Origin of the sequence: Microbacterium sp. DT81.1, from assembly GCF_049844955.1 — a bacterium.
Lineage (GTDB): Bacteria > Actinomycetota > Actinomycetes > Actinomycetales > Microbacteriaceae > Microbacterium.
In genome coordinates, this window is sequence record NZ_JBNCMA010000005.1 from 222,924 (window position 1) to 246,524 (window position 23,601).

The window sequence follows — 23,601 nt, forward strand, 5'->3', positions numbered from 1 at the left end:
CGCCGGCACCTCTCAGCCTGTCACCGTCTGGGTGTGGCGTGCAGTCACCGGCTCCCCCTTCGGCCATCTCACGAGGCCGGGCAGGCGACGCTCGGTGCTCACGGCCGCCGCCATGCCGGCGAGCTGGACCCGCTTGATCATCACGGCCGTGCGCCCGGTGACGGCCGACCGTCCTGTCGCGACGTCTTCCTTGTCGGTCAGCTGCAGGATCGCGGCGCGCCGGCCCAGACTCACGCATCGCCCGAGGAATCCGAGGTCGAGGGCGTCCGCGTCCTCGCGGCCGGGGTTCTCGCCGGCGTCATCGAGGGCTTCCCGCAGCAGCACGTCCGCCGCGTGGGCGCCGGACGGGAAGGCGAACTGGCACGACATGCTGTAGCGGCCGCCGCCGGGTCCTGGTGCGTGGCCGCTGTCGCCGACCGCCAGAACCGACGGATGCGAGATCGACCGCATCGCGGCATCCGTCAGCACTGCGCCCTGTTCGTCCACGGCGATCCCGGACTCGCGTGGCAGCGGCGGCGCGGCGAAGCCGCCGCACCATACGGTGAGGTCCGACGGCACCTCGATGCCGCTGTCCAGGTGCAGCCGCCCCGGCTCGGCGGCGCGCACCCGCGTGCCGCCGACGGCGTCGACGCGAAGTCGGCCGAGCGTTCCGCGCACGTACTCCTGGCCTCGGGTGTCGAACCACCCGCCGATCTCGCCGGCCGTGAGAAGTCGGGCATCCAGGTCCGGCCGGCTCTCGGCGATCTCGGCGACCGTTTCCAGTCCCGTCAGCCCACCGCCGACGACGGTCACAGTGGACCCTTCCGACAAGGAGGCGAGCGCCGGGCGAAGCCTGTGCGCGGCGTCGATGTCACCGACGCCGTACACGTGCTGGTGTCCCGCGATGGGTGCCCGCTCGGTGGTGCTCCCCGTGGCGAGGACGACCCTGTCGAACGAGACGGTGCGGATGCCGGCCGGCCCCGACACCTCGGCCCGACCGAGCTCCGGCTCGAGCGCCGTCACATACCCCTCGACGAATGTCACGCCCGAACCCAGCAGGCTCGACAGGCTGGGGAAGGGGACCGGTCGTCCGACGGCGACGTGGTGCATGCGGATGCGGTTGACGAATGCGGCCCGCGGGTTGACCACGGTGACCTCGACGCGCCCTTTCGACCTGCCTGCCAGGCGGACGGCAGCCATGGCGCCCGCGAACCCGCCGCCGACGACGAGGACCCGCATGCGGGTGCTGTGTGATGCTCTGTTGAATGCGCTCATACCCACGAGACGAGATGGGCCTGTCGCCTGTGACATGAGCGCCATCGGGCCGATGCCGGGTCAGGGCTTGAGCACGACCTTGATGCAGCCGTCCTCCTTCTTCTGGAAGATCTCGTACAGCGCGGGTGCTTCCTCAAGGGGTCGCTCGTGCGTGGTCAGATCCATGACGCCCAGCGGGTCGGCGGGGTCCTCGACGAGCGGCACGAGGTCATCCATCCACCTCTTGACGTTGCACTGCCCCATCCGCAAGGTCACCTGCTTGTCGAACATGGTCTTCATGGGGAGGATGTCGGCTTCGCCCGCGTAGACGCCGCTCAGGGAGACGGTCCCGCCACGACGCACGACATTGATCGACGAATACAGCGCCGCCAGCCGGTCCACGCCTGCGTTCTCCATGAGGAGTCGAGCCGCCGGGTCGGGAAGCAGCCCGATCGCGTCCCGGGCGACCTTGATCCCCGTGTTGCCGTGCGCCTCCATCCCGACGGCGTCGACAACGGAGTCGACACCGCGTCCATCGGTCAGGTCACGAAGCTCCTCGACGATGTCGTCGGTGAGGTCGAACACCTCGGCGCCATGCCGAGCGGCCATCTGCCGCCGTTCGGGCTCGGGATCGACCGCGAGCACGCGGTAGCCCAGGTGCACGCCGACGCGCGCGGCGAATTGACCGACGGGACCGAGCCCCATCACGGCCAGGGTGCCGCCATCGGGCACATCGGCGTACTTCACGCCCTGCCATGCGGTCGGCAGGATGTCGCTGAGGAACAGGTAGCGCTGATCCGGCAGTTCGCGGCCGATCGGGATGTGGTTGTGATCGGCCAGCGGGACGCGCAGGTATTCGGCCTGACCCCCGGGGATCTGTCCGTAGAGCTTCGTGTAGCCGAAGAGGGCCGCGCCGCTGCCGTACTCCTTCACCTGGGTGGTCTCGCACTGCGACTGAAGGCCGTGCGTGCACATGAAGCAGAGCCCGCAGGCGATGTTGAAGGGCACTACGACGCGATCGCCGACCGCGAGCTTCGTGATCGCGCTGCCCACGGCGACGACCTCGCCCATGGACTCGTGGCCCAGGATGTCACCCGGGTCGATGAAGGGTCCGAACAACTCGTAGAGGTGGAGGTCTGATCCGCAGATCGCCGTGGACGTGATCTTCACGATCGCGTCGGTGTCGTGCTCGATCCGAGGGTCTTCGACCTCGTCGACGCTGACCTTGCGCTTGCCCTGCCAAGTGAGAGCCTTCATCATCCGCCTTCCCCGGTCGACTCGGCGAGTCGAATCCTCATGCCACGGTGTCGCGCGGGTGCGACCCGCGCCACCCCTTGCCTTTCCGCGCGCCCGAGGAGAGAATCCCCCGCCCCGCGAAGGGACGCAACCTGCGGCTTCAGGGGCCGGGAAGCCGCCGAATGCGTCCCCTCGGCAGGGAGGGTCAGGCCTCGAGCGTCAGCGAAGCGGGGATCGGCACGATGTGCTCGCGCAGCTCGATGAGCTGCCGCGCGTGCGAATCGAGCCGCCGGTCCTCGTCGGTCGACGGCTCCCACTCGGGCACCGGCAGCGCCACCCCGGCGGCGCCGGCTACGACGAAGACGCTCATGCACAGAGTCGTGAGCGTCTGCTCGTGCGGCGTGCGGGGATCGGCGGAGGACACGCGGATGCTGATGTGCATGCTGTGCGCGCTGGTGTGGATGAGCCGCGCGTCGACCTCGACGAGGTCGCCGATGCGCACGGGCGCGAAGAAGTGGATGCCGCCGGAGTACACGGCGACGGCCTCGCTGGCGCCATCGCCGTCGCGCATCCACGAGGCCGCACAGGCGTACGCCGCCTCATCGATCCAGCGCATCACCGTGCCGCCGTGGGCCTTGCCGCCCCAGTTCACGACGCTGGGCGGCACCAGGAAGCGCATCGTCACGCGCGGGGCGCTCGACGCCTCGGTGTATTCCTGTTCCAGCATGAGTCGCTTGATCTCGGTGCGCGCCGGGATCCGGTCGAGGGCCGCCTCGGCCAGCTTGTGGTCGGAGCGCGATGCGGGCCGCCACGCGGGAACCTCGGCCGGCTTCCCGTCCGCGCCCTTGGCGACGAAGACGAGCACGCACGTCGTCGCCGGGCGGTAGTCGTGGCGCTCCACTTCGCTCGAGGACACCGTCACGACCACATGCATGCTGCTGCGCCCGGTGTGGATGATGCGCGCGTTCACCTCGATGAGGCTGCCGGGCGCGATCGGGCGCCGGTGCCGCACATTGCCGACGTACGCGGTCACGCAGTAGGCGGCCGCCCATCCGACGGCGCACGCGTAGCCGGCCTTGTCGATCCACTCCATGACGCTGCCGGCCGCGACCGACCGTCCGCCCGCCGCGGTGTCACCGGGAACGCTCATGAACCGGAGGGTGATCCGGTCGTCGCGGGGAACGCCTCGCGCGGGTGCCGTCGGTGTGCTCACGGCGTCAGCGTATCGCCGTCGGCGCAGAAGACCCGGGCCGGATTCATCGACCGGCGTCCCGCGACGCGTCGGCGAACACCTCGCCCGCGATCCGGAACGCGGAGTTCGCGGCCGGGACGCCCGAGTACACCGCGGACTGCAGGATCACTTCCTTGATCTCGTCCACCGTCAGCCCGTTCCGCAGCGCGGCCCGCAGGTGCATCGCGAGCTCCTCGTGGTGTCCGTGGGCGATGAGGGACGTGAGCACGGCCACTGAGCGGGATCGCCGGTCCAGGCCGGGCCGCGACCAGATGTCGCCCCACGCGATGCGGGTGATGAAGTCCTGGAAGTCCGCGGTCAGGTCGGTCGTGTTCTCGATGGACCGGTCGACGTGGGCGTCCGAGAGCACCTCGCGGCGCACCACCATGCCCTGCTCGTAGCGCTCGCCGTCGCGGAGTCCGTCACCCTGTGGTCGTGGCATCCTCGCCCCTTCGTTCGATCTCGGAGAAGAACTCGAGGAGCGCGTCGGCGACGGCGTCGGGCTGCTCCGCGGGAGGCAGGTGCGCAGCATCCGCGATGCGCAGCGCTCGTCCGTCGCGTACGCCGGCGGCCACCTCGGCGGCCTTCGATTCGGGAGCGACCGCGTCGAACTCGCCCCATGCGGCGAGCACGGGCACCTCGATCTCGCCGAGCCTGGGGCGCACGTCGTAGGCGGCGAGCGCCTCGCAGCAGAGCGCATAGCTCTCGTCGTCCGCCTCCCGAAGAGCGTGCAGCAGGCGGCCCGAGAGCTCGGGGCGTCGGGCGATCGACTCCGGTGCGAACCATCGGCCGGCGGATGCGGTGATCAGCGAGGACGTCGACTGGGCCCGCACCTGGGCGGCGCGCTCGGCCCACGATGCGGGGTCGCCGAGCTGCGCGCCCGATGCCACGATCGCCGCCGAGCGAACGAGCCGCGGATGCCGGAGGCACAGCTCCAGCCCGGTCGCACCGCCGAGCGACACCCCGGCACAGAGCGCCGGACCGCCGCCGAGGTCCTCGATCCGCCGGGCGACGGCATCCGCGAGCTCACCCACGGTGAACGGCTCGGCTGCACCGGGCGAGGCTCCGTGCCCCGGCAGATCCCAGGCGACCACGCGCCATCGAGCGGCCAAGGACGGGATCACGTCGGCCCACAGGATCGTCGACGTGCCGAGTGAAGGACCGAGAACCAGCAGAGGACCGCCCTCGGGACCGGCCGGAGCCGTGATCGCGATCGCCGGGATCACCGGGCCGCGTCCCTCGGAGTGCGCACGTCGTCGACGAGGTCACCGGCGAGGCCGGTGTAGTCGGCCGGGTCGAGCAGGGCGTCGACATCGATGCCCTCGAGCTCGGGCATCGCGCGAAGAGCGTCCGCAAGGTCTTCGCCGCCCGCGAGAAGGGCGGAGAGCGCGTCCTTCCCGAGAACCGCGCGGAGCGCGATCGAGAGCCGCTCGGCGAGGATTCGCCCATTGGTGCTCGCCAGGTTGCGCGCGACGGCGACGGAATCCACCGTCAGACCTTCGAGGAGGGAAGCGGCGTGCGCCGTCGCCCCGAGCGCGACCCGGAGGAGCTCCCGCAGAGTCGGCCACTCGGCGTGCCAGGCGCCGTCGGGACGTTCGTCCACGGCGAGCGCCGCCGCGAGGTGCAACGTCGCGCCGAGATTCGGGGCGCGCAGGGCGGCCGAGCGGATCAGCACGGCGTCGACCGGGTTCTGCTTCTGCGGCATCGCCGACGACCCGCCGCCGGCGCCTTCGGTCAGCTCGCCGATCTCGGTGCGGGAGAGGGTCGCCACGTCGGCGGCGAACTTTCCAAGCGCGTCGAGCACCTGCACCAGCGCGTCTCCCAGCTCGGTGATGGGCCACCGGGTGGTGTGCCATGGTGCGGCTGGCGCGGCGAGCCCCACTTCGGCGGCGAAGGCGGCCGGCAGGGCGGATGCCGCGGCGGGGTCGCCCTCGGACGACGCGATCTCGACGAAGGAGGCGAGAGTGCCGGCGGCGCCCCCGAGCTGGGCGGGGAGGGCGGCGACCGCGGCCTGCAGTCGATCGGCCGCCCGGCGGACGCCGCGCAGCCAGTTCGCCGCGCGCAGTCCGACGGTCGTGGGCACGGCGTGCTGGGTCAGGGTGCGGGCCGCGGCCACCTGATTGCGGTGCCCGGCGGCGAACTCGGCGAGGTCGGCCTCGACGGAGAGCAGCGACTCGTGCAGTCGGACCCCGGCGTTGCGCGCGACCACCAGAAGGGCCGAGTCGAGGATGTCCTGGCTGGTCGCACCCCGGTGCACCCACGGCTTCGCCGCCTCCGGCACCCGGTCGCGCAGCATGCCCACGAGGGGGATCACGGGGTTGCCGCCGGACACCGCCGCACAGGCGAGGACCGCGGCGTCGAGCCCGTGGCCGCGGCATCCGCTCGTTGGATCCACCCAGCCGAGCGCGTGTGAGACCGCGTCCGCGTGAGCGGGGTCGGCGAGGCCGACCGTGGCGTAGGCCCGCACCAGCGCGACCTCCGCGGTGACGAGGGCGTCGAGCACGGCGTCATCCGTCACGAGTTCGTCATACCCGGCGGTGACCGGCGACAAGAGCCCGACGTCTATGCTCATCGGTGCGCAACCTCCTCGGTCACTGAGCGCCCTTCCCTGGTCGCTGAGCGCCCTTCGTCTCGTCGCTTCGCTCCTCGCTCAGGGACCGCTGCGCGAGACGAAGCGTCAGAAGGCAAGGAACACGGTCTCCTTCTCGCCCTGCAGCCGGATGTCGTGCTGCAGGCTGCCATCGGGCAGGCGCGTTGCGACGAGCGTAGCGCGGTCCTCCGGCTCCAGCGAGGAGAGCAGCGGGTCGGCGGCGAGCAGGTCCTCGTGCTCCGGAAGGTAGATGCGCGTGTGCAGCTTGTCGGGCAGCCCGCGGGCGAACACGATGACCGCGAAGAACGGCGCCTTGCCATCGATGGGACCCGGGTTGAGGGTCCAGAACTCGTAGCGACCCTCATCCGTGGTCGCGGCCCGGCCGAAGCCGGTGAAGCTGTGGTCGTCGCGGCGGAACGCTCCCCGCGCGGTCGGGACCGTCCCCTCCGGCGTCGCGCCGAAGATCTCGATCACCGCATCCGGGATCGGGGCGCCGCCGCCGTCGTACACGGTGCCGCCGAGGATGACCGACCCCGGGCTGTGCGGATACACGACCTCGTGCTTCTTCGCGTAGTCGAGCCCGAAGGCGAAGAAGGGGCCGACGGTCTGTCCGGCCGTCGGCTCCAGGGTCTTCTCGCCCAGATCCACCCGGTCGCTGAGCTTGTCGAAGCGTGCCATCTCAGTGCTCTCCCTCTGGTTCGAACCACGTCGCATCCGGACCGTCGACGACGATGTCCCAGCGGTAGCCCATCGAGAACTCCGGCACCGTGAGGTCGTGGTCGTACGTCGCGATCAGGCGATCGCGGTCGGCCTGTCGGGGGATCGTGTTGTAGATCGGGTCCAGTGCGAACAGCGGGTCGGACGGGAAGTACATCTGCGTCACGATGCGCTGGGTGAACGCGCTGCCGAAGACCGAGAAGTGGATGTGCGCCGGGCGCCACGCGTTGACGTGGTTCTTCCACGGGTACGGGCCGGGCTTGATCGTCGTGAAGAAGTACTCACCGTGGTTGTTGGTGACCGTACGGCCGGCACCCGTGAAGTTCGGGTCCAGGGGTGCCGGATGCTGGTCGCGCTGGTGGATGTAGCGGCCGGCGGCGTTCGCCTGCCACACCTCGACGAGCTGGTTGGCGACCGGGCGCCCCCACGAGTCGAGGAGCCGGCCGGTGATCGTCATCCGCTCGCCCTGCGGCTCGCCCGTGTGCTGCAGCGTCAGATCCGACTCGATGGCCGCGACGTCACGCTGGCCGAAGGCCGGCGAGTGCAGCTCGATCGTCTCCGGGTCGACGAGACGCAGGTTCTTCGTCGGATGCCGCAGCAGGCTCGACCGGTACGGCGGAAAGTCGTGCAGGCTGCGTCCGACCCGCTCGCCCGCGGCCTCGCGGCGCAGGGCGTCGGCATGCACGTCCTTGATCTCCTGCGTGATCGCCGCCTGCGTCACCTGGATGGCCGGCGCGAGCAGCGACTCGGGGGACGCCGCGGTCGGCGTGGGTGAGGTCATGGTGTCCCCTTCGACAAATCGACTCCGACCCGCCCGGGCTTTGGGGCGCAGTCGTCGAGAAAATCGTGACAGCCCCGGCCTCCGGTATCCGCCCGCACTCCCACTCAGTGGGAGAGGAACCCTTCCCGCGGCGAGGGCTGGACCCACCCCGACGCCGGCGCCGCGCCTCGTCCAGCCGCTTCGGGAGGAGATCCCGGCTAGGGAGGATGGATTCGGCGGTACGAGTCCTCCCAAAGCGGAATGTCCTCCCGAAGCGCGACGCCGGTGCCCTACGGCGTCCGCAGTGCTCGTGCCAGGTCCTTCGCGGTCTGCACGACGAGGCCGCCCAGCCGGCGCTCGTCCGCGTGCTCGAGGCTCACGACCGTGCCGATCGCGATCGGGGGGAGTCCTTCGACGCCCGAGAGCGGGGCAGCGACGGAGACGTTCCCGAGCGTCATCTCCTCGCGCGTCGTCGCGAAGCCTCGCGCCTGTGCGCGCACGAGCTCCGCGCGCAGTTCCGGCTCCGACGTGATCGAGTGCGTCGTCTCCCGCTCGAGCGGGACGGAGAAGTAGCGGCCGAGCCACGCCTCGTCGCGCGTGGACAGCAGCGCCTTGCCGACACCCGTGGTGTGCAGCGGATGCCGGCCGCCCATGCGGCTGAGGGTCGGAATCGACCCCTGTCCGGTGACGCGCCCGACGAAGAGGGCGACCGCGGCCTCCGGCGACGGAGCATCGAGCACGGCCAGGTGCACGTTCTCTCCGGTGGCCTCGTAGAGCCGCAGCATGTGCGGCAGCGCGGTCTCGCGCAGGTGCAGCGAGAGCGGGGAGAGCTCGCCCAGCTCCCACAGGCGCACGCCGATCGTGTAACCGTGGCCGGGAGCGCGGGTCAGCAGGCCGAAAGCCGTGAGCTGTGCGAGCAGGCGGTGCAGAGTGGATGACGAGAGGCCTGTGCGTTCGCCGAGCCGGCCGGCCGTCAGCGTCGGCTCGTCGTCGGTGAAGCACTCCAGCACCCGCATTGCACGGGCGAGCACCCCGTCACCGGCGCCGCTGTCGTCGTCCACCGCTCCTCCTGCTCTGCTCCGAGGTTACCCACCGAAGACCGCGCGGCGACGCTCCGAACGCTGGTCCATTGCGAGCGGACTACTTCCGGCCGACGGACTGACGGCGGGGTCGGCGACACAACGGAGGAGAACGGGCCGGAGAGCCGTCGACCCGGTCCCGCCGGAGCCCGTCCAATCGGACCCGGTCCGGTCGGACCCCGACCGAGTCACCGCCCGTGAGAAGGTGGGCGCATGGCGAATTCGCCCTCCGGCGACTCCGTGACCGACCGGGTCGTGCGCGTCCTCGAGACGTTCGGCCCCGACCGCACCGTCCAGACGGCGGCCCAGATCGGGCGCCGCGCCGCCCTGCCCTCCTCGACGGCTCACCGCCTGGTGGCAGAGCTCGTGGAGGCCGGGCTGCTCGAACGGGACGACGACCATCGCGTGCGGCTCGGCATGCGGCTGTGGGAGCTTGCGCTCCGTGGATCCGAGGCCCTGCGGCTGCGCCAGGCGGCGCTGCCCTACATGGAACGGGTGCAGGCCCGCGTCGGCGAGCACACCCAGCTCGCCGTGCTGGAGCAGGACGAGGCGCTGTTCCTCGAGCGGCTCTCGTCCCCGTCATCCGGTGCCAACATCACGCGCATCGCCGGTCGCCTGCCGTTGCACGCGTCGTCGTCGGGGCTCGTGCTGCTGGCCCACGCACCCACCGAGCTGCAGGATGGCATCCTGTCGAAGCCGCTCGCCCGCCTTTCGCCGGAGACGATCACGGATGCCGCTGTGCTGCGCCGAACGCTCGCCGAGGTGCGCCGCAGTGGATGGGTGATCGCCCCCGGTTCCATCGAGGCCGTGTCGACGGGTGTGGCCGTGCCCGTGCGCGATCGTGGTGAGGTCGTCGCCGCGCTGTCCGTCGTGCTGCCGCGCGACGCCCCTACCGCGGAACCGCTCGAGGCGCTGCGGGCCGCCGCCGCCGGCATCCAAGCGGCCCTCGCCGCCGACCGCCGCTGACGGGCGTCGTTGCGGCGGAGCGACCGGAGCCGGTCGCCGAAATCCATTCACGTGCATCGGGAATGCCCCGGCCACGACCGCGGTTGGGCATCAGGACGCCGCCGTCCCGCAAGGACGCGGCGTCCTCTCGTTCCCCACCACATCCCCAGGAGCTCTTCATGCCCACTCTCATGGTCATCACCGCCAGTACCCGTTCCGCACGCGTCGGCCACACGGTCGCCGACTGGGTTGCGAACACCGCGCGCGGCCGCGGCGACTTCACCGTCGATGTCGCCGACCTTCAGGAGATCGGCCTGCCGTTCTTCGATGAGGCGCACCCGCCGATGCTCGGCAAGTACGAGCTGCCGCACACCCTCGCCTGGGCCGAGCGCGTCGCCGCCGCCGACGCCTTCGTGATCGTGAGCCCGGAGTACAACGGCTCCTACCCCGGTGTCCTGAAGAATGCGCTCGACTATCTCGTCGCCGAGTGGGGCGGCAAGCGCGCCGCCGTCGTCGGCTACGGCGCCTACCCCGAGAGCCGTATGATCGGTCAGCTCGACTACGTGCTGCGCAACCTGCGCTTCGACCGCACCTCCCGCGACCTCCAGGTGCAGACCCCCTGGGCGCTCCTCGACGAGAGCGGCAAGCTGGCCGCGCCGGCCGAACTCACCGCCGAGCTGCAGTCGATCCTCGATGAGCTCGCCGTGGTGCGGATCGAGGCCGTCGCCGCCTGAGCCGACGGAGAACGACGCCTCGACCCGAGCGACGCTTCGACACTCTCAGCGACCTCAAGCGACGCTTCGACACGCTCAGCGACCTCAGGCGCTAGCGAACGCGTGCCCATTCAATGAGAATGGGCACGCGTTCTTCGTTCGTGGCCACCACACTGGATGCAGCATCCGCCCGTCGTCGAAGGAGACGTCATGACCACCGCCCGCACCCGCGTCGCCATCATCGGGGCCGGCCCGGCCGGCCTGCTGCTCTCGCACCTCCTCGAGAAGGCAGGCATCGACTCGATCGTGATCGACTCCCGCACCCGCGAAGAGATCGAGACGACGATTCGCGCGGGCATCCTCGAGCAGGGCACCGTGGATGTGCTCGAAGGCTCCGGCGCGAGCCCGAGCATCCGCGCGAAGGCGAATAAGCACGACGGCATCGAACTCCGGTTCGCGGGCCAGGGTCACCGCATCGACTTTCCGAGCCTCACCGGCCGCAGCGTGTACCTCTACCCACAGCACGAGGTGCTCAAGGACCTGATCGAGGTGCGACTCGCCGCGGGCCAGGACCTGCGCTTCGGCATCACCGCCGAGCGGGTCGACGGATCCGACAGCGATCGTCCGCGCGTGATCGCGACGGACGCCGGGGGCGGTGCGCTCGAGATCGAGGCGGACTTCGTGGTCGGCGCCGACGGGTCACGCAGCGTGGCGCGGCCAGCCGTGACGGGATCATCGACCGGCGGGTACTTCCGGGAATACCCGTTCGCCTGGTTCGGCATCCTCACCGAGGCCCCGCCCAGCGCGGAGGAGCTGATCTACAGCAATTCGCCCGACGGGTTCGCCCTGATCAGCCAGCGCAGCCCGACGGTTCAGCGAATGTATTTCCAGTGCGACCCGGATGCGGACCCCGACGCGTTGTCGGAGTCCGAGATCTGGGAGGCGCTACAGGCGCGCGTGCCCGGGACGACGCTGGTCGAGGGGCGCATCATCAAGCGCGACGTGCTGCGGTTCCGCAGCTTCGTCGCCCACGAGCTGCGCCGGGGGCGGGTCGTGCTGGTGGGCGACGCCGCGCACACCGTTCCGCCGACCGGCGCCAAGGGCATGAACCTCGCGGTCGCCGACGTGATCCTGCTCGAGCTCGCCCTGCGCGCCCTGCTGCTCCACAACGACGAGAGCGCGATCGATGCCTACGCCGACAAGGCGCTGCGGCGCATCTGGAAGGCTCAGCACTTCTCTTGGTGGATGACGAGCATGCTGCACGTGGCGCCGAATGCATCGGACTTCGACCGGCTGCGCCAGCTGGGCGAGCTGCGTTCGGTCGTCGAGTCCGAGGCCGGGCGTACGTATCTCGCCGAGGCGTACACCGGCTGGCCGATCGAGCTGTAGGGGTTCGACCGGTCCCGGCCGCCGAGCCTGTCGAGGAGTCCTTGTCGCCGAGCCTGTCGAGGCGTCGACGATGCCGGTCGCCGAGCCTGTCGAGGCGTCGACCCTTCGACAAGCTCAGGGACCGGAGGCGGCTCGGGCACCGATACCGGAGAGTCGGAGCCCGGTACAGAGCAAGCGGGGCTGGGGTATAGTCCCGGAACCATGGGCCAGTCGCGGGAGGGGCAGCCGAAACCGGCACTTCTGCTGTTCGTCGCGGTCTGCGTCATCGCCGCGAACATGCGGGCGACGATCACCGGCATCGGCCCGCTGCTCGACCAGATCGGCGACGACCTCGGCATCGGCAGCGCCGCGCTCGGCCTGCTGGCCGCCGTGCCGCTCATCGCCTGGGCGCTCGTCTCGCCGCTCGCCCACGACCTGAGTCAGCGGTTCGGGCACTCGCGGGTCGTGCTGTGGTCGCTGCTCCTCCTGACCGCCGGCACCATCTGGCGCTCTGCTGCGGGCCCGGCGATCAACCTGTGGCTCGGGACGGTGCTCATCGGGGTGGCCCTGGCGATCGCCAACGTGCTGATGCCGGCCGTGATCAAGCGCGACTTCGGCGCCCGTGTGCCCGCGGTGATGGCGGTGTACACGGCCCTGCTCGGCGGGGTCGGGGCCATCGCGTCCGGCATGGTCGTGCCGGTCTCGCACCTCGAGGCCGACGGCGGTGAGCTCGGATGGCGTCCCGCGCTGCTGGCCACCGGCATCCTGCTGCCCTTCGCCATCGCGCTGTGGGCCTGGACCATGCGCGGTGCGCACACGGATGCCGCTGCCCGGGCGCGCGGGACGACACGCCGCCCGCCGACCGGCATCTGGCGGGACGGGCTGGCGTGGCAGGTGGCCGCGTACATGGGTCTGCAGGCCGCGTCCTTCTACATGCTCGTCACCTGGCTGGCGCCGATCTCGACGTCCATCGGACGGAGCGAGGTCGTCGCGGGCGTCGACGTGATGTTCTTCCAGATCACCGGCGTGATCGGGTCGCTGCTCGTGCCGGTGGTCCTCCGCGGCCGGCTGCGGAGGTGGGTGCCGGCCCTGCTCCCATCGCTTGCGATCATCGGCGCGCTCGGCCTGATCCTGGCGCCGGCGGGCGTCTTCGCGTGGGCGTGCCTGGCCGGATTGTCGGCGGGGGCATCCCTCGGCATGTCGCTCACACTGATGGCCGAGCGCGCCCGCGACCATCACACGGCCGTCGCCCTCTCGGGCATGTCGCAGTCGGTCGGGTACGTCATCGCCGCCCTGGGACCGATCGCCTTCGGCGCCCTGCACACCCTCACCGGCGACTGGACGGCGCCGCTGCTGCTGCTCGTGCTCGTGCTGCTGGGGCAGGGGGTCATCGGCGCACTGGTCGGGCGCGAGCGCTTCGTGCTCCACCGCCGCTGACCGACGGCCCGGTACAGAAAGCAGCACGGCAAGACCCTGGCGCGATCGTCGATTCCGTCGATACTGGGGCCCATGGCAATGCGCGGAGTTCTCGAGCAACCATCCGGCCTCTCGTATCGCGACGAAGTGATCACGGTGCCAGAGGAGGCCGCGCTGCTCGAACGGTTCGCGCGGCTCGAGGTGACTCCGCTCGTTCTGCACGGCGTCCCGTCGCGTCGGCTCACTCGACATTTCGGCGTCGGATACGACTTCGGCACCCGCGGCACCGTCGAGGTCGAACCGGTGCCCGACTACCTCTTCGGCCTCCGGGCGAAGGCCGCCGAGTTCAGCGGGGTCGATCCGCTCACCTTCGTCGAGGCACTCGTCTCGTTCTACCCACCCGGCGCCACGATCGGCTGGCACAAGGACGTGCTCGCCTTCGGCGGCGTCGTCGTCGGCGTCTCACTCGGCTCCGCTTGCCTGATGCGTTTCCAGCGCACGGCGGCCGGGGGCGAACGCCGCGTCTTCGAGCAGCCGCTCGCGTCCCGATCGGCGTACGTGCTCACCGGCGCCGCGCGCTGGACCTGGCAGCACTCGATCCCGCCCGTGGCCGAGGACCGCTGGTCCGTGACGTTCCGGCAGCTCGCGCGCCCTCGTTCGTGAGCGGGGCGACCCCTCGCGGCATCCGCCCGGCTCTGGTAGCACTATGCACATGACCGCCGTCGCTCGAAAGAGACCAGCGGATGCCGCGCGCAAAGGCTCGTCGTTCGTCGCGCTGCTGCGGGGCGTCAACGTGGGAGGCAGGAATCTGATCCGCATGCCGGACCTCGCCGAGTGCTTCCGCGACGCCGGGTACGGAGAGGTCAGCACCTACCTGCAGAGCGGCAACGTGCTCTTCACCGCCCCGCGGCAGAAGGGGCCGAAGCTCGAAGCCGCGGTCGAGAAGGTGATCCACGAGCGGTTCGACGTGCCGCTGCTCGTCGTGATCCGCTCCCGGGACGAGTTGGCCAAGACTCTCGACGCCGCGCCCGCCGACCACGCATCGCCGAAGCTGCGGAGCGACGTCTTCTTCCTGAAGCACCCGCTCACCGCGGCCCAGGCGCTCGCGGAACTTCCCGAGCTGCGCGACGGTGTGGACTCCGTGACGCCCGGGCCCGGCGTCATCTACTTCTCCCGGGTGGCGTCGAAGGCGACGAAGACGCGCATCCAGAGGTTCATGGCGATGCCCGTCTTCCAGCAGATCACCGTGCGCACCTGGCGCACCTGCACGGGCCTGCTCGAGAGGCTCGACGCCGTGAACGGGGCCTGATGTGCTCACAGAGGCGTCAGGACCGCGATCTTCCAGCCGTCGCCGGCCCAGACGAGCTGATACATGTTCCGTTCGTTGCGAGCGTCGTCGTCGTATGACCAGGTGACATCGGCCCAGATGCTGTGGGCGGTCTCGGCGACGACATCGATCTCGGGGTGCGCTTCGGAGATGCCCGCGTACTGAGCGAACGCCTGGGCGAAGAACGCCTCCGTCTGGGAGCGGTCGGACACCGCGATCGCCTGTTCGGGGAACTGGATCAGCGCCGGCACGGCATAGTGACCGGCGATCGCCGCCGCATCACGGGCAAGCAGGGCGGCGGTATAGCTCTCGAAGAACTCGCGGGCGGCACTGTTCTCGCTCATGCGTCCAACGGTAGTTCCGGGCGGGTCGGACGTCATCAACCAAGGTCCGTGACGGTGGCGGATGCCGCATCCCATCGACGGATGCCGACCACCTGCCCGCGGAGCTCCTCGCCGACGAGCGGCACCGCCGCCGGGAGGTCGCCCAGACGCAGCCGGCGCGCGAGCGTGACATGGGGCGACCACTCGCCCGGGCTGGTGTGGCGGGCGTCGTCACCCGGTCCGACTCGTTCGTGCACCGCCGCGTGCAGCTCAAGCAGCTCCCGCGTAGGCACGACGCTGCGCACGAGCACGCGGTGCTCGCCCGCCCCGAACAGTGTCGGTCCGCCGAGGGTGAGGGGAATCGGCAACGAGCCGACCAGGTCGGCCGCGTGGAAAGGCTTCAGCTCCGAGCGCACCACCAGCGTGATGTGGGGACGGTTGCTGGGCGAGACGTGATTCGCGAGACTCGGCAGCCCGGCCGCCGCCAGGGCGTCCCACTCGTGGCGCACACGAGCCTCCGTGGCGACATCCAGCAGCAGTTCGATGCTGACGACCTGCCCCATGCCCGCACCCTAGCCGAATCGGCGAGGCGTCGTCGGCACCATGTACCGCCCCTACAGCGGATACGCGGCGGGCTCGCGGCGAAGCGTGATCCACCGGGTCTCGGTGAAGGCGTCGATGTTCGCCTGCGCCCCGCCGTGCCGCGATCCCGTCCCCGACGATCCGACCCCGCCGAACGGTGCGTTCGCCTCGTCGTTGACCGTCTGATCGTTGATGTGCACGATCCCGGTGGGGATGCGCCGCGCCAGCTCCAGCCCGCCGAACACGTCGGCGGTGACGATTCCGAGCGTCAGTCCGTAGTCCGTATCCGAGGCCAGTTCGACGGCCTCATCGTCGGTCGCGTACGACACGACGGATGCCACGGGCCCGAAAACCTCGTCGCTGTACGCCGCGACATCCCTCGGCGGGTTGGCGAGCACTGTCGGGCGGTAGAAGAGCCCTTCGTAGGTGCCGCCGGCGCGCAGCTCTGCGCCCGCCGCGACGGCGTCCTGCACGAGGGTGTGCACGCGGTCGCGCTGGATGTCGTCGATGAGGGGCCCGAGGTGCACCTGATCCGCAGCGGGATCGCCCACGTGCATCGACTCCGCCTTCGCGGCAAGCTTGTCGACGTACTCGTCGAACAGCGACTCGTGCACGATGTGGCGCCCCACGGTCATGCAGATCTGGCCCTGGTGGAGGAACGACCCCCAGGTCGCGAGGTTCACGGCCTTGTCGACATCGGCGTCGCCGCGCACGATGTACGCAGAGTTACCGCCGAGCTCGAGGTGCGCGCGGGTGAGGTTCCGCCCGGCGATCTCGCCCACCGAGCGCCCGGCGCGTGTCGACCCGGTGAAGGCGATCACGCGCACACGCGGATCCGCCACCATCGCCTCTCCGACGTCGGCGCCTCCCGGTACCAGCTGCAGCAGCCCGGCCGGCAGGCCCGCCTCCTCGAAGATGCGCACCATGGACACACCACCCGTGATCACCGTGCGCGGGTCGGGCTTGAGTAGAACGGCGTTGCCGAGTGCCAGCGCGGGTGCGATTGCGCGGATGCCGAGGATGAGTGGCACGTTGAAGGGGGAGATGACTCCCACGACGCCGACCGGCACCTGCTGGGCGATCGAGAGCCGCGGCTCCTCGCTCGAGAGTACGGAGCCGAGGGGCGCCGAGGGCAGCGACGCCGCCTCGTAGCACTCGGCAGCGGTGACGTGCAGGGCGAAGCCCGCGAGCGGCGGGATGGCCCCGACCTCGCGGATGTTCCAGCCGGAGATCTCCTCGGCGTGCTCCTCCCACAGCTGCCCCGCCCTGCGCAGCACGGCGGACCGGGCCGGGTGCGGCAGCGCCGCCCACTCCTTCTGCGCCCGGGCGGCACCTTCGGCAGCGCGGGCGACGTCCGCGGCATCCGCGATGCCCACCAGCGCGAGCGTGGCACCCGTGGCCGGCTCGATCGACGGGATCTCGCCGCCTCCGCCAGGCACCCATTCCCCGTCGATGTGGATCCTGCCTGCGAACGCGGACTCGTCGATCAGTGCGCCGGATGTCTGCGTGATGGTGCTCATTGCAACTCCTTCGGGTTGTCGTGTCGTTTCTGCGTGCGGGATCGTGCCCGCGAATTCAGGCCGCGCGGCCTACGGTTTCAGGACGAGCCGCTGCGGGCGCCGTCCGACCGTGCTCAGCATCCAACCACGGTGGATGACCTCGGCGGCGTCCGCCGCCAGGCCGGCGCCGTCGTCGTACGGGTCGCGCCAGATGGCCAGCATGTCGCCCACCGCGGGCGGGAGGACGCCGCGCGAGAATGCTTCGACGCCGATCCGGCCTTCGTAGCCGAGATCCAGCGCCTGCCGCACGATGTCGGCGATGTCGAGCGCTCCGCTGCTGAGCAGTCCCCGCCCGGACTGGCCCAGCTCGAGATACCCGAGCTTCGGCAGGGCGACGCGGATCGCCTCGACGATGTCGGCCTCCTCGATCGCCATGTGGAAGGTGTCGAGGTGGATGCGGAGATGGTCGGACCCGCTTCGCTCGACGAATCGCAGCGCCTGGGCGGCGGTATTCACCACCGACGTCTCGTAGCGATTCAGCACCTCGAACGTCATCGTGATGCCGCGCTCGTGGCCATAGTCCGCGACAGCCCCGACTTCGCGCGCCGCCCGTTCGAAGCCGGCGTCGGATGTCGGGGCCTGGGGATGACCGAAGACGCCGTACGGCACTCCGTTCATCTGATCGCCGCCGAGGGCCGCGGTGAAGTCGACGGCGCCTCGCAGCAGTGCTGCTCCCGCCGCGCGCACCCCAGAGTCGGCCGAACCGACGTCGGTGTGCGCCGAGATCCCGCCCGCGATCGTGATCGGCGCCAGCCCGCTCTCCTCGAGCAGAGCGCGCAGCGCCGGCGCATCGGTCGACATCGGATCGAGCGGCGGCAGCACCACGGAGGAGTATCCGGCCTCGGCGATGACCTTCAGGGCCTTCGCGAACGGCCCCGCGGCCACATCCGGTACCAGGATGTTCGCGTGGCACGCCAGATCGAGCGTTCTCGCCGTGTGGCTGTCATCGGTCATGCGTCACCTCCGTTCAGAACGTGGGCAGGTCGAGGCGCTGCTTGTAGACCGAGTAGCCGTCGTCGACGTGCACCACCGTGCCGTTGATCGCGTTGGACTCGTCGGAGGCGAGGAACGCGACGACGTTCGCGATCTCTTCCGGCTCGGTCATCCTGTTGCGCAGCTGCTCGGAGGCGAAGGTGCTCCTCAGTTCGTCACTGAACTGGTTGATGATGGGCGTCGCCACCCGTCCCGGTGTGATGGCGACCGCGCGGATGCCGTACTCAGCCAGCTCGTACGCGGCCGAGCGCGTGAAAGAGATCACGGCGGCCTTGGCGGCGCTGTACGAGAACGCGAGCTCCGCGGCCTGCTCACCGTAGATCGATGACGTGCTGATGATCACACCTCCCGTGCCCTGGTCACGGAACTGCCGACCCGCCGCCAGGATGCCGTAGTAGACGCCGTCCTGGTCGATGCGGATCATGGGGGCGTAGTCCACTTCCGGGTCGTGGTCGAGCAACGGCTTGCCCCCGGCGATCCCGGCGTTGTTGAAGATGACGTCGAGCTTTCCGAAGGCGTCGACAGTGCTCCGCACCGCGGCTTCTACCTCGGCGAATACCGACACATCGACGCCGACGGCGACGGTGGCACCGGCACCCTGATCGTCTACAACCGCCTGCGCGCGCGCGAGGTCGATGTCGGCGACCGCGACCTTCGCGCCCTCGGCGACGAACTTCCGAACGGTGGCCAGGCCGATCCCGCTGGCCCCTCCCGTGATGAGTGCGACCTTGCCTGTCAAACGCATGTTCTCTCCTGTCCTGGAGCTGATGGAGGGCATGGGAGCCGGTGGGGCGGGCCGTCCCGCTCCACCGGCTCCGGATGGGCTACTCGAGCTGATCCGACGGGGTGATATCCGCCGCGTTGTCGATCGTGACGAGGGTCGTGTCGACGGCTTCGTAGTTGGAGTCGGGAAGCGTGCCGTCCTCCTGGTAGGCGATCATGTGCTCCATGACCGAGTCGAGGATCGACGGCCACGGCTGCTCGATCGTCGCGAGGAAGGCGCCCTCCGACTGGATCCCGGCGATCGCCTCGCTCGTGGCATCCACTCCGGTCACCTTCGCGCCCGCGCCGGCCTCGGTGATGGCCTGGGCCGCGCCGAGGGCCGCGTCATCCCAACCCACCCAGACGGCGTCGAGGCCGTCGGGGTTCGCGGTGAGGTAATCGGCGACGAGCGCGAGCGCCTCGGTGCGGCCGGTGGCCGGCGAGGTGACCTTCTGGATCTCCCCACCCGCGATCTCGGCTCCCGCTTCGGTGAACGCCTCTTCTGCGAGGCTCGCACGGAGACGGATACCCGGATGCGGGTCGTGCCCGATGACCATGACCGTCTTGCCGTCGAGGCCGCCGAGCGACTCGTCGATCGCGCCCACCGTCTGGTCGACGATCCCCTGCTGGTCGGTGGTGATGTTGATCGCGAAGGCGTCGTTCGCCTCGGTCGCGCTGTCCATGGCGAACATCGGGATGCCGGCATCCTTCGCGGCGGTGACGATCGAGCCGATCGAGGCGACGTCGGTGTAACCGTCGAAGATGGCATCGGCGCCCTGTCCGATCGCGCTTTCGACCGCAGGGTTCATCTTCTGGAAGTCGAAGTCGCCCTGGATCATCGTCAGGTCCCAGCCCAGCTCGTCGGCCTGCTCCTGAACCGCCTTCACCCACCACGCCCCGATCGGGGTCTGATTCCCGGAGGTGAACGCAATCACCTTGAACGCGTCGTCGCCACCCCCCGCAGCGGCGTCGCCGCCGCCGGTGCCACCGCCGCTCCCGCCGGAAGAGCAGCCTGCCAGGACCAGAGTCGCCGCCGCCGCGACTGCGGCGAGAGCCTTGAGTTTCGTGCGCACTTGTCTACTCCTTTGTTGTGACTGCGTTTGCTGCTGGTGCCCGAGCGGGATTGAGACCCGCTCAGCTTTCTTTGGAGCGATGCGGGTCACCGCTCCCGGTTCTTGAACGACGAGAGCGTCACGGCGGCGATGATGATCAGCCCGGTGACCACCTGCTGCACATAGGCGTTGACCCCGAGGATGTTGAGGCCATTGCTCATCACGCCGATGATGGCGACGCCGACCATGGTGCCGACGATGTTGGCGGCGCCGGAACGCACGATCGTCATCCCGAGGAAGACGGCGGCGACGGAGAACAGCAGGTTGTCCTCGCCCTGCACGGCGCTCGCGCTGCCCAGTCGTGCCGCCAGCACGATGCCGCCGATCGCTGAGACCAGGCCGGCGACCGTGAACGCGAGCAGCCGAGCGCTCCGGACGTTTACGCCAGATAGGCGGGACACCTCCGCGTTCCCCCCGATCGCGTACCACTTGCGCCCCAGGGTCGTGAATCGCAGGACGAACCACAGGATCACCGAGATGGCGATCGCGATGAAGACCGGCATCGGGATCTCGAGGAAGCGCCCCTGCCCCAGGAAGTTGAACTCCGGCGGCAGGTTGAACAGCGTCGTTCCATCGGTCACGAGGAAGGCGAGGCCCGTCACCGACGTCAAGGTCGCCAGGGTCGCCACGAAGGCGGAGAGGTTCAGGTAGGCGACGAGGGCGCCGTTTATGAGCCCGATCAGCACCCCGACGACCAGGGCGGCCAGGATGGCCGCGGCGACGGGAACGCCGTTCAGCATCATGGATGCCGCGACCGCGCCGGCCAGGGCGGAGGTCGCCGCCACGGACAGGTCGAAGTCGCCGACGACCATGACGATCGTCTGGGCGCCTGCGATGATCGCCAGGATGGCCACCTGGTAGAGGATGTTCCGCACGTTGTTGAAGCTCAGGAATACGTCGGGCCGCATCGCGAAGAAGAAGATGATCAGCACGAATAGGGCGAGGACCGTGCCGGATGCCAGCAGGGTCTGCCCCACCGACCGGCGAGGGACCGCTCGGGTGCCGGTGGCGTCCTCCAGTCCCGGGTTACGCGTCGTTGACATGTGATTCAGCCTTTCCGTAGCAATAGGCCAGCAGGACTTCTTCGTCCGCCTGGGCGGCGTCGACCTCGCCGGAGATCCGCCCCTCGTGCATGATGAGCACCCGGTCGCTCATGCCGATCAGCTCGGGCAGCTCGGAGCTGACGGCGATCACCGTCGTGCCGGCCGCCGCGAGCTGGCGGATGAGCCGATAGATCTCGGCCTTCGTGCCGACGTCGATGCCCCGCGTCGGCTCATCCATGAGCAGCACCTTCGGCGCGCGGGCCAGCATCTTGGCCAGCACGACCTTTTGTTGATTGCCGCCGGAGAGTTCGCCCACCGGCTGCCGCTGACTGCGCGCCTTGATCTGCAGGTCGGCCATCCCCTTATTGACGATGTCCGAGATGCGCGCGCCCGAGACCAGCCCGGCAGAGCTGACGGCGGAAAGATTGGCGAGGGCGATGTTGTCGCGAATCGTCGTGCCGAGGATCACGCCCTGGGTGCGCCGCTCCTCCGGAACCAGGGCGATGCCCGCGTCCAGCGCCCTGCCTACGCCGGGTGAGTGCGGAAGCGTCGTGTTCCCGACCGCGATCGTGCCCGCCGTGTGCTTCTGCGCTCCGGAGAGGATGCGCATCAGCTCGCTGCGGCCCGAGCCGGCGAGCCCCCCGATTCCGAGGACTTCGCCCTTGTGAGCGGTGAACGAGACGCCCTTGACGCGGCGGCCGTCGATGCCGTCCACCGTGAGGGCGACGTCCATTGTCGCGGTGGTCCGCTCGGGATACAGCTCCCCGCCGGGGCGGCCGACCATGTTGGAGATGACCTCGTCGATGGTGGAGTCGGCGACATCTTTCGTGACGATGGTCGCGCCGTTGCGCATGACGGTGAGGCGGTCGCAGAGTTCGAAGACCTCCTCGAGCCGGTGCGACACGTAGAGGATCGCGACCCCTTCATCGCGCAGACTGCGGAGCACCGAGAACAGCTCGGTGATCTCGGTATCCGTCAGCGACGCCGTCGGCTCGTCGAGGATGAGAACGCGGGCGTCGGTCGCGAGCGCACGGGCGAAGGCCACCATTGTCTGCTGCACCGGCGACAGCTCACCGGCGAGCTTGCTCAGCGAGATCCTCTGGTGCAGGCGTTCGAGCTGCGAGCGAGCGCGCCGACGCAGGGCGCGCCATTGCACGATGCCGCCTCGTGACGGCGTCTGCTCGCCGAGCAGGATGTTCTCGGCGACGCTGATGGTGGGGATGATCGAAAGCTCCTGATACAGGGCGACGATGCCCGCGCGGTTGGCCACGCGCACGTTGTGGAACTCGACCTCTTCACCGCTGCGCCACAGGGTTCCGCCGTCCGGCGCGTAGATGCCGGTGAGCACCTTGATGAGCGTGGACTTTCCGGCGCCGTTCTCACCGAGCAGGGCATGGATCTCGCCCGGCAGCACCGAAAGCTGCGCGCCGTTCAGGGCGTGCACGCCGTCGAAGCGCTTGACGATGTCGCGGGCCTCGAGCGCGGGCGCTGTCGTTCGGGTCTCATCGATCGCGGTCATGGGGTCGCCTCCTCCGCGATGTCGTTGCAGCGGAGCACGACCTTCGGGAACTTCCCGCTGACGTGCATGGCGAACGCCTCGACCGCGTCTTCGAGGTCGAACACCGCCTGCGTGAGCTCGTCGAGATCGAGGTAGGGGAGGATCTGCAGGGCGCGTGGGAAGGCGTAGGGCGAGACGAACACGCCCGTCAGCGTCAACTCCTTCAGGTACAGGTAGTCCGACAGGTTGAGCGGCATCTCGAAGTTCTCCGGGTACATCGCGCCGTAGATGACCGTCGCGCCCTTGCCGGCGATGTCGAGCAGGCCCCGCACCGCGCGCGACGACCCCGAGGCGTCGATCACGATGTCGTAGCCGCGGCCCTGCGTGATCTCGTCGGCGCGGGCGTACTGATCTTCGGCGATCGGATCGACGACGACATCCGCCCCATGCCGGAGCGCCATCTCGCGCCTGTCGGCGATCGGCTCGATGAGGGTCAGCGATGTCGCGCCGTACATCTTCATCACCTGCAGGGTCAGCTGCCCGATGGGGCCGCCGCCGCAGATAGCGACCCGGTCGCCGACCTTGATCCCGGTCTTGTCGGCGATGCGCACGGCGACCGACGTCGGTTCGAGCAGGCATCCCTTCAGCAGCGAGACGTCGTCGGGCAGCTTGTAGACCTGCGATTCGTGCCACGTGACGGTCTCGGCCATGCCGGGCCTGTTGTAGTCGTCGAGGTGCTCGCAGAACTGCTGCCTGCCCTCCTGGCACGGGCGACACGTGCCGCAGAAGCGCAGGAAGTTGCCCGCCACCCGATCGCCGACCTGCAGGCCGTTGCGGTGAGCGCGTTCGCCGAGCGCCTCGACGACGCCGGAGAGCTCGTGTCCGAGGCCGATCGGCACGTCGGTGCCGAAGAAGCCCTCGGCGAGGTGCGGGTCGGAGCCGCAGATGGCCGAATACGCCACGCGCACGCGCACGTCTTCGGGTCCGAGCACCGGCTCGGGGAAGTCGACCACGCCGATGCGGCCCCGCGTCTGCTCGTCGGGGTCGCGCAGGCTGCCGATCTTGGTGACGGCGACTGTTCTCATGTTCGTCTCTCCGTTGAGCCGATGGCGGT

At 69.8% G+C, this 23,601-nt stretch carries 24 protein-coding genes; 6 read left to right on the top strand and 18 right to left on the bottom strand.

Translation table 11 applies throughout. The features are described from left to right. Window positions 1–12: 12 nt before the first annotated feature. The 9 genes from ACLQ2Q_RS14900 to ACLQ2Q_RS14940 form a co-directional block, all read right to left on the bottom strand. On the bottom strand, window positions 13–1,254 hold the full coding sequence (locus ACLQ2Q_RS14900; RefSeq protein ID WP_425821255.1) for an NAD(P)/FAD-dependent oxidoreductase: 1,242 nt from the start codon (window positions 1,252–1,254) through the stop codon (window positions 13–15). 60 nt (window positions 1,255–1,314) lie between these two features. Beyond that, window positions 1,315–2,490 (bottom strand): zinc-dependent alcohol dehydrogenase, encoded by a 1,176-nt coding sequence (locus ACLQ2Q_RS14905; RefSeq protein ID WP_425821256.1) that lies wholly within the window; start codon window positions 2,488–2,490, stop codon window positions 1,315–1,317. Window positions 2,491–2,674: 184 nt separating this feature from the next. Further along, the gene (locus ACLQ2Q_RS14910; protein WP_425821257.1) at window positions 2,675–3,682 is read right to left on the bottom strand and encodes an acyl-CoA thioesterase; all 1,008 of its coding nucleotides are present in this window, start codon (window positions 3,680–3,682) and stop codon (window positions 2,675–2,677) included. Window positions 3,683–3,725: 43 nt separating this feature from the next. Continuing rightward, window positions 3,726–4,142: a 4-carboxymuconolactone decarboxylase gene (gene pcaC / locus ACLQ2Q_RS14915; protein WP_425821258.1), complete on the bottom strand. Its 417-nt coding sequence runs from the start codon at window positions 4,140–4,142 to the stop codon at window positions 3,726–3,728. Beyond that, on the bottom strand, window positions 4,123–4,926 hold the full coding sequence (locus tag ACLQ2Q_RS14920; protein ID WP_425821259.1) for an alpha/beta fold hydrolase: 804 nt from the start codon (window positions 4,924–4,926) through the stop codon (window positions 4,123–4,125). The genes pcaC and ACLQ2Q_RS14920 overlap by 20 nt, the downstream gene beginning before the upstream one ends. Further along, window positions 4,923–6,272: a lyase family protein gene (locus tag ACLQ2Q_RS14925; protein WP_425821260.1), complete on the bottom strand. Its 1,350-nt coding sequence runs from the start codon at window positions 6,270–6,272 to the stop codon at window positions 4,923–4,925. Before ACLQ2Q_RS14925 ends, ACLQ2Q_RS14920 begins: the two co-directional genes overlap by 4 nt. Before the next feature lie 105 nt (window positions 6,273–6,377). Then, window positions 6,378–6,968 (bottom strand): protocatechuate 3,4-dioxygenase subunit alpha, encoded by a 591-nt coding sequence (pcaG, locus tag ACLQ2Q_RS14930; protein ID WP_425821261.1) that lies wholly within the window; start codon window positions 6,966–6,968, stop codon window positions 6,378–6,380. Between the two features lies 1 nt (window position 6,969). Beyond that, window positions 6,970–7,788: a protocatechuate 3,4-dioxygenase subunit beta gene (pcaH, locus tag ACLQ2Q_RS14935; RefSeq protein WP_425821262.1), complete on the bottom strand. Its 819-nt coding sequence runs from the start codon at window positions 7,786–7,788 to the stop codon at window positions 6,970–6,972. Between the two features lie 269 nt (window positions 7,789–8,057). Continuing rightward, a complete protein-coding gene (locus ACLQ2Q_RS14940; protein ID WP_425821263.1) occupies window positions 8,058–8,828 on the bottom strand; it encodes an IclR family transcriptional regulator in 771 nt (256 codons plus the stop codon). 231 nt (window positions 8,829–9,059) lie between these two features. Between ACLQ2Q_RS14940 and ACLQ2Q_RS14945 the strand changes: the two genes are divergently transcribed. The 6 genes from ACLQ2Q_RS14945 to ACLQ2Q_RS14970 all read left to right on the top strand — a co-directional run bounded on the left by ACLQ2Q_RS14945 (window position 9,060) and on the right by ACLQ2Q_RS14970 (window position 14,597). Then, complete coding sequence (locus ACLQ2Q_RS14945; protein ID WP_425821264.1) at window positions 9,060–9,812, top strand: IclR family transcriptional regulator; 753 nt, start codon at window positions 9,060–9,062, stop codon at window positions 9,810–9,812. A 158-nt stretch (window positions 9,813–9,970) separates the two neighbouring features. Next, window positions 9,971–10,525, top strand: a complete 555-nt coding sequence (locus ACLQ2Q_RS14950; protein ID WP_425821265.1) for an NADPH-dependent FMN reductase — start codon at window positions 9,971–9,973, stop codon at window positions 10,523–10,525. A 189-nt stretch (window positions 10,526–10,714) separates the two neighbouring features. Then, window positions 10,715–11,893 (top strand): 4-hydroxybenzoate 3-monooxygenase, encoded by a 1,179-nt coding sequence (locus tag ACLQ2Q_RS14955; RefSeq protein WP_425821266.1) that lies wholly within the window; start codon window positions 10,715–10,717, stop codon window positions 11,891–11,893. A gap of 201 nt (window positions 11,894–12,094) precedes the next feature. Beyond that, a complete protein-coding gene (locus ACLQ2Q_RS14960) occupies window positions 12,095–13,309 on the top strand; it encodes an MFS transporter (protein WP_425821267.1) in 1,215 nt (404 codons plus the stop codon). 72 nt (window positions 13,310–13,381) lie between these two features. Beyond that, on the top strand, window positions 13,382–13,951 hold the full coding sequence (locus tag ACLQ2Q_RS14965; RefSeq protein ID WP_425821268.1) for an alpha-ketoglutarate-dependent dioxygenase AlkB: 570 nt from the start codon (window positions 13,382–13,384) through the stop codon (window positions 13,949–13,951). 49 nt (window positions 13,952–14,000) lie between these two features. Then, the gene (locus tag ACLQ2Q_RS14970; protein WP_425821269.1) at window positions 14,001–14,597 is read left to right on the top strand and encodes a DUF1697 domain-containing protein; all 597 of its coding nucleotides are present in this window, start codon (window positions 14,001–14,003) and stop codon (window positions 14,595–14,597) included. Window positions 14,598–14,602: 5 nt separating this feature from the next. Here the strand turns inward: ACLQ2Q_RS14970 and ACLQ2Q_RS14975 are convergent, their stop codons facing one another. The 9 genes from ACLQ2Q_RS14975 to ACLQ2Q_RS15015 form a co-directional block, all read right to left on the bottom strand. Then, window positions 14,603–14,959 carry a hypothetical protein gene (locus ACLQ2Q_RS14975; RefSeq protein WP_425821270.1) on the bottom strand — a complete coding sequence of 119 codons (357 nt, stop codon included), beginning with the start codon at window positions 14,957–14,959 and terminating at the stop codon, window positions 14,603–14,605. A 35-nt stretch (window positions 14,960–14,994) separates the two neighbouring features. Beyond that, complete coding sequence (locus ACLQ2Q_RS14980; protein ID WP_425821271.1) at window positions 14,995–15,501, bottom strand: 2'-5' RNA ligase family protein; 507 nt, start codon at window positions 15,499–15,501, stop codon at window positions 14,995–14,997. Window positions 15,502–15,552: 51 nt separating this feature from the next. Beyond that, a complete protein-coding gene (locus ACLQ2Q_RS14985) occupies window positions 15,553–17,040 on the bottom strand; it encodes an aldehyde dehydrogenase family protein (protein ID WP_425821272.1) in 1,488 nt (495 codons plus the stop codon). 69 nt (window positions 17,041–17,109) lie between these two features. Further along, window positions 17,110–18,033, bottom strand: a complete 924-nt coding sequence (locus ACLQ2Q_RS14990) for a sugar phosphate isomerase/epimerase family protein (protein ID WP_425821273.1) — start codon at window positions 18,031–18,033, stop codon at window positions 17,110–17,112. Window positions 18,034–18,046: 13 nt separating this feature from the next. Next, entirely contained in the window at window positions 18,047–18,817 is a 771-nt protein-coding gene (locus ACLQ2Q_RS14995; RefSeq protein ID WP_425821274.1) for an SDR family NAD(P)-dependent oxidoreductase, read from the bottom strand. Between the two features lie 79 nt (window positions 18,818–18,896). Further along, a complete protein-coding gene (locus ACLQ2Q_RS15000) occupies window positions 18,897–19,907 on the bottom strand; it encodes a sugar ABC transporter substrate-binding protein (RefSeq protein ID WP_425821275.1) in 1,011 nt (336 codons plus the stop codon). Between the two features lie 86 nt (window positions 19,908–19,993). Beyond that, a complete protein-coding gene (locus ACLQ2Q_RS15005; protein ID WP_425821276.1) occupies window positions 19,994–20,989 on the bottom strand; it encodes an ABC transporter permease in 996 nt (331 codons plus the stop codon). Continuing rightward, window positions 20,973–22,508, bottom strand: a complete 1,536-nt coding sequence (locus ACLQ2Q_RS15010; RefSeq protein ID WP_425821277.1) for a sugar ABC transporter ATP-binding protein — start codon at window positions 22,506–22,508, stop codon at window positions 20,973–20,975. Before ACLQ2Q_RS15010 ends, ACLQ2Q_RS15005 begins: the two co-directional genes overlap by 17 nt. Further along, window positions 22,505–23,572, bottom strand: a complete 1,068-nt coding sequence (locus tag ACLQ2Q_RS15015; protein ID WP_425821278.1) for a zinc-dependent alcohol dehydrogenase — start codon at window positions 23,570–23,572, stop codon at window positions 22,505–22,507. The genes ACLQ2Q_RS15010 and ACLQ2Q_RS15015 overlap by 4 nt, the downstream gene beginning before the upstream one ends. Between the last annotated feature and the right edge of the window lie 29 nt (window positions 23,573–23,601).

Bases quoted from the DNA above. Each gene is read 5' to 3' on its own strand.
- ACLQ2Q_RS14900 (WP_425821255.1), bottom strand. From the start codon at position 1,254: ATGAGCGCATTCAACAGAGCATCACACAGCACCCGCATGCGGGTCCTC.
- ACLQ2Q_RS14905 (WP_425821256.1), bottom strand. From the start codon at position 2,490: ATGAAGGCTCTCACTTGGCAGGGCAAGCGCAAGGTCAGCGTCGACGAG.
- pcaC (WP_425821258.1), bottom strand. From the start codon at position 4,142: ATGCCACGACCACAGGGTGACGGACTCCGCGACGGCGAGCGCTACGAG.
- ACLQ2Q_RS14925 (WP_425821260.1), bottom strand. From the start codon at position 6,272: ATGAGCATAGACGTCGGGCTCTTGTCGCCGGTCACCGCCGGGTATGAC.
- pcaG (WP_425821261.1), bottom strand. From the start codon at position 6,968: ATGGCACGCTTCGACAAGCTCAGCGACCGGGTGGATCTGGGCGAGAAG.
- pcaH (WP_425821262.1), bottom strand. From the start codon at position 7,788: ATGACCTCACCCACGCCGACCGCGGCGTCCCCCGAGTCGCTGCTCGCG.
- ACLQ2Q_RS14945 (WP_425821264.1), top strand. From the start codon at position 9,060: ATGGCGAATTCGCCCTCCGGCGACTCCGTGACCGACCGGGTCGTGCGC.
- ACLQ2Q_RS14950 (WP_425821265.1), top strand. From the start codon at position 9,971: ATGCCCACTCTCATGGTCATCACCGCCAGTACCCGTTCCGCACGCGTC.
- ACLQ2Q_RS14955 (WP_425821266.1), top strand. From the start codon at position 10,715: ATGACCACCGCCCGCACCCGCGTCGCCATCATCGGGGCCGGCCCGGCC.
- ACLQ2Q_RS14960 (WP_425821267.1), top strand. From the start codon at position 12,095: ATGGGCCAGTCGCGGGAGGGGCAGCCGAAACCGGCACTTCTGCTGTTC.
- ACLQ2Q_RS14965 (WP_425821268.1), top strand. From the start codon at position 13,382: ATGGCAATGCGCGGAGTTCTCGAGCAACCATCCGGCCTCTCGTATCGC.
- ACLQ2Q_RS14970 (WP_425821269.1), top strand. From the start codon at position 14,001: ATGACCGCCGTCGCTCGAAAGAGACCAGCGGATGCCGCGCGCAAAGGC.
- ACLQ2Q_RS14975 (WP_425821270.1), bottom strand. From the start codon at position 14,959: ATGAGCGAGAACAGTGCCGCCCGCGAGTTCTTCGAGAGCTATACCGCC.
- ACLQ2Q_RS14980 (WP_425821271.1), bottom strand. From the start codon at position 15,501: ATGGGGCAGGTCGTCAGCATCGAACTGCTGCTGGATGTCGCCACGGAG.
- ACLQ2Q_RS14985 (WP_425821272.1), bottom strand. From the start codon at position 17,040: ATGAGCACCATCACGCAGACATCCGGCGCACTGATCGACGAGTCCGCG.
- ACLQ2Q_RS14990 (WP_425821273.1), bottom strand. From the start codon at position 18,033: ATGACCGATGACAGCCACACGGCGAGAACGCTCGATCTGGCGTGCCAC.
- ACLQ2Q_RS14995 (WP_425821274.1), bottom strand. From the start codon at position 18,817: ATGCGTTTGACAGGCAAGGTCGCACTCATCACGGGAGGGGCCAGCGGG.
- ACLQ2Q_RS15005 (WP_425821276.1), bottom strand. From the start codon at position 20,989: ATGTCAACGACGCGTAACCCGGGACTGGAGGACGCCACCGGCACCCGA.
- ACLQ2Q_RS15010 (WP_425821277.1), bottom strand. From the start codon at position 22,508: ATGACCGCGATCGATGAGACCCGAACGACAGCGCCCGCGCTCGAGGCC.
- ACLQ2Q_RS15015 (WP_425821278.1), bottom strand. From the start codon at position 23,572: ATGAGAACAGTCGCCGTCACCAAGATCGGCAGCCTGCGCGACCCCGAC.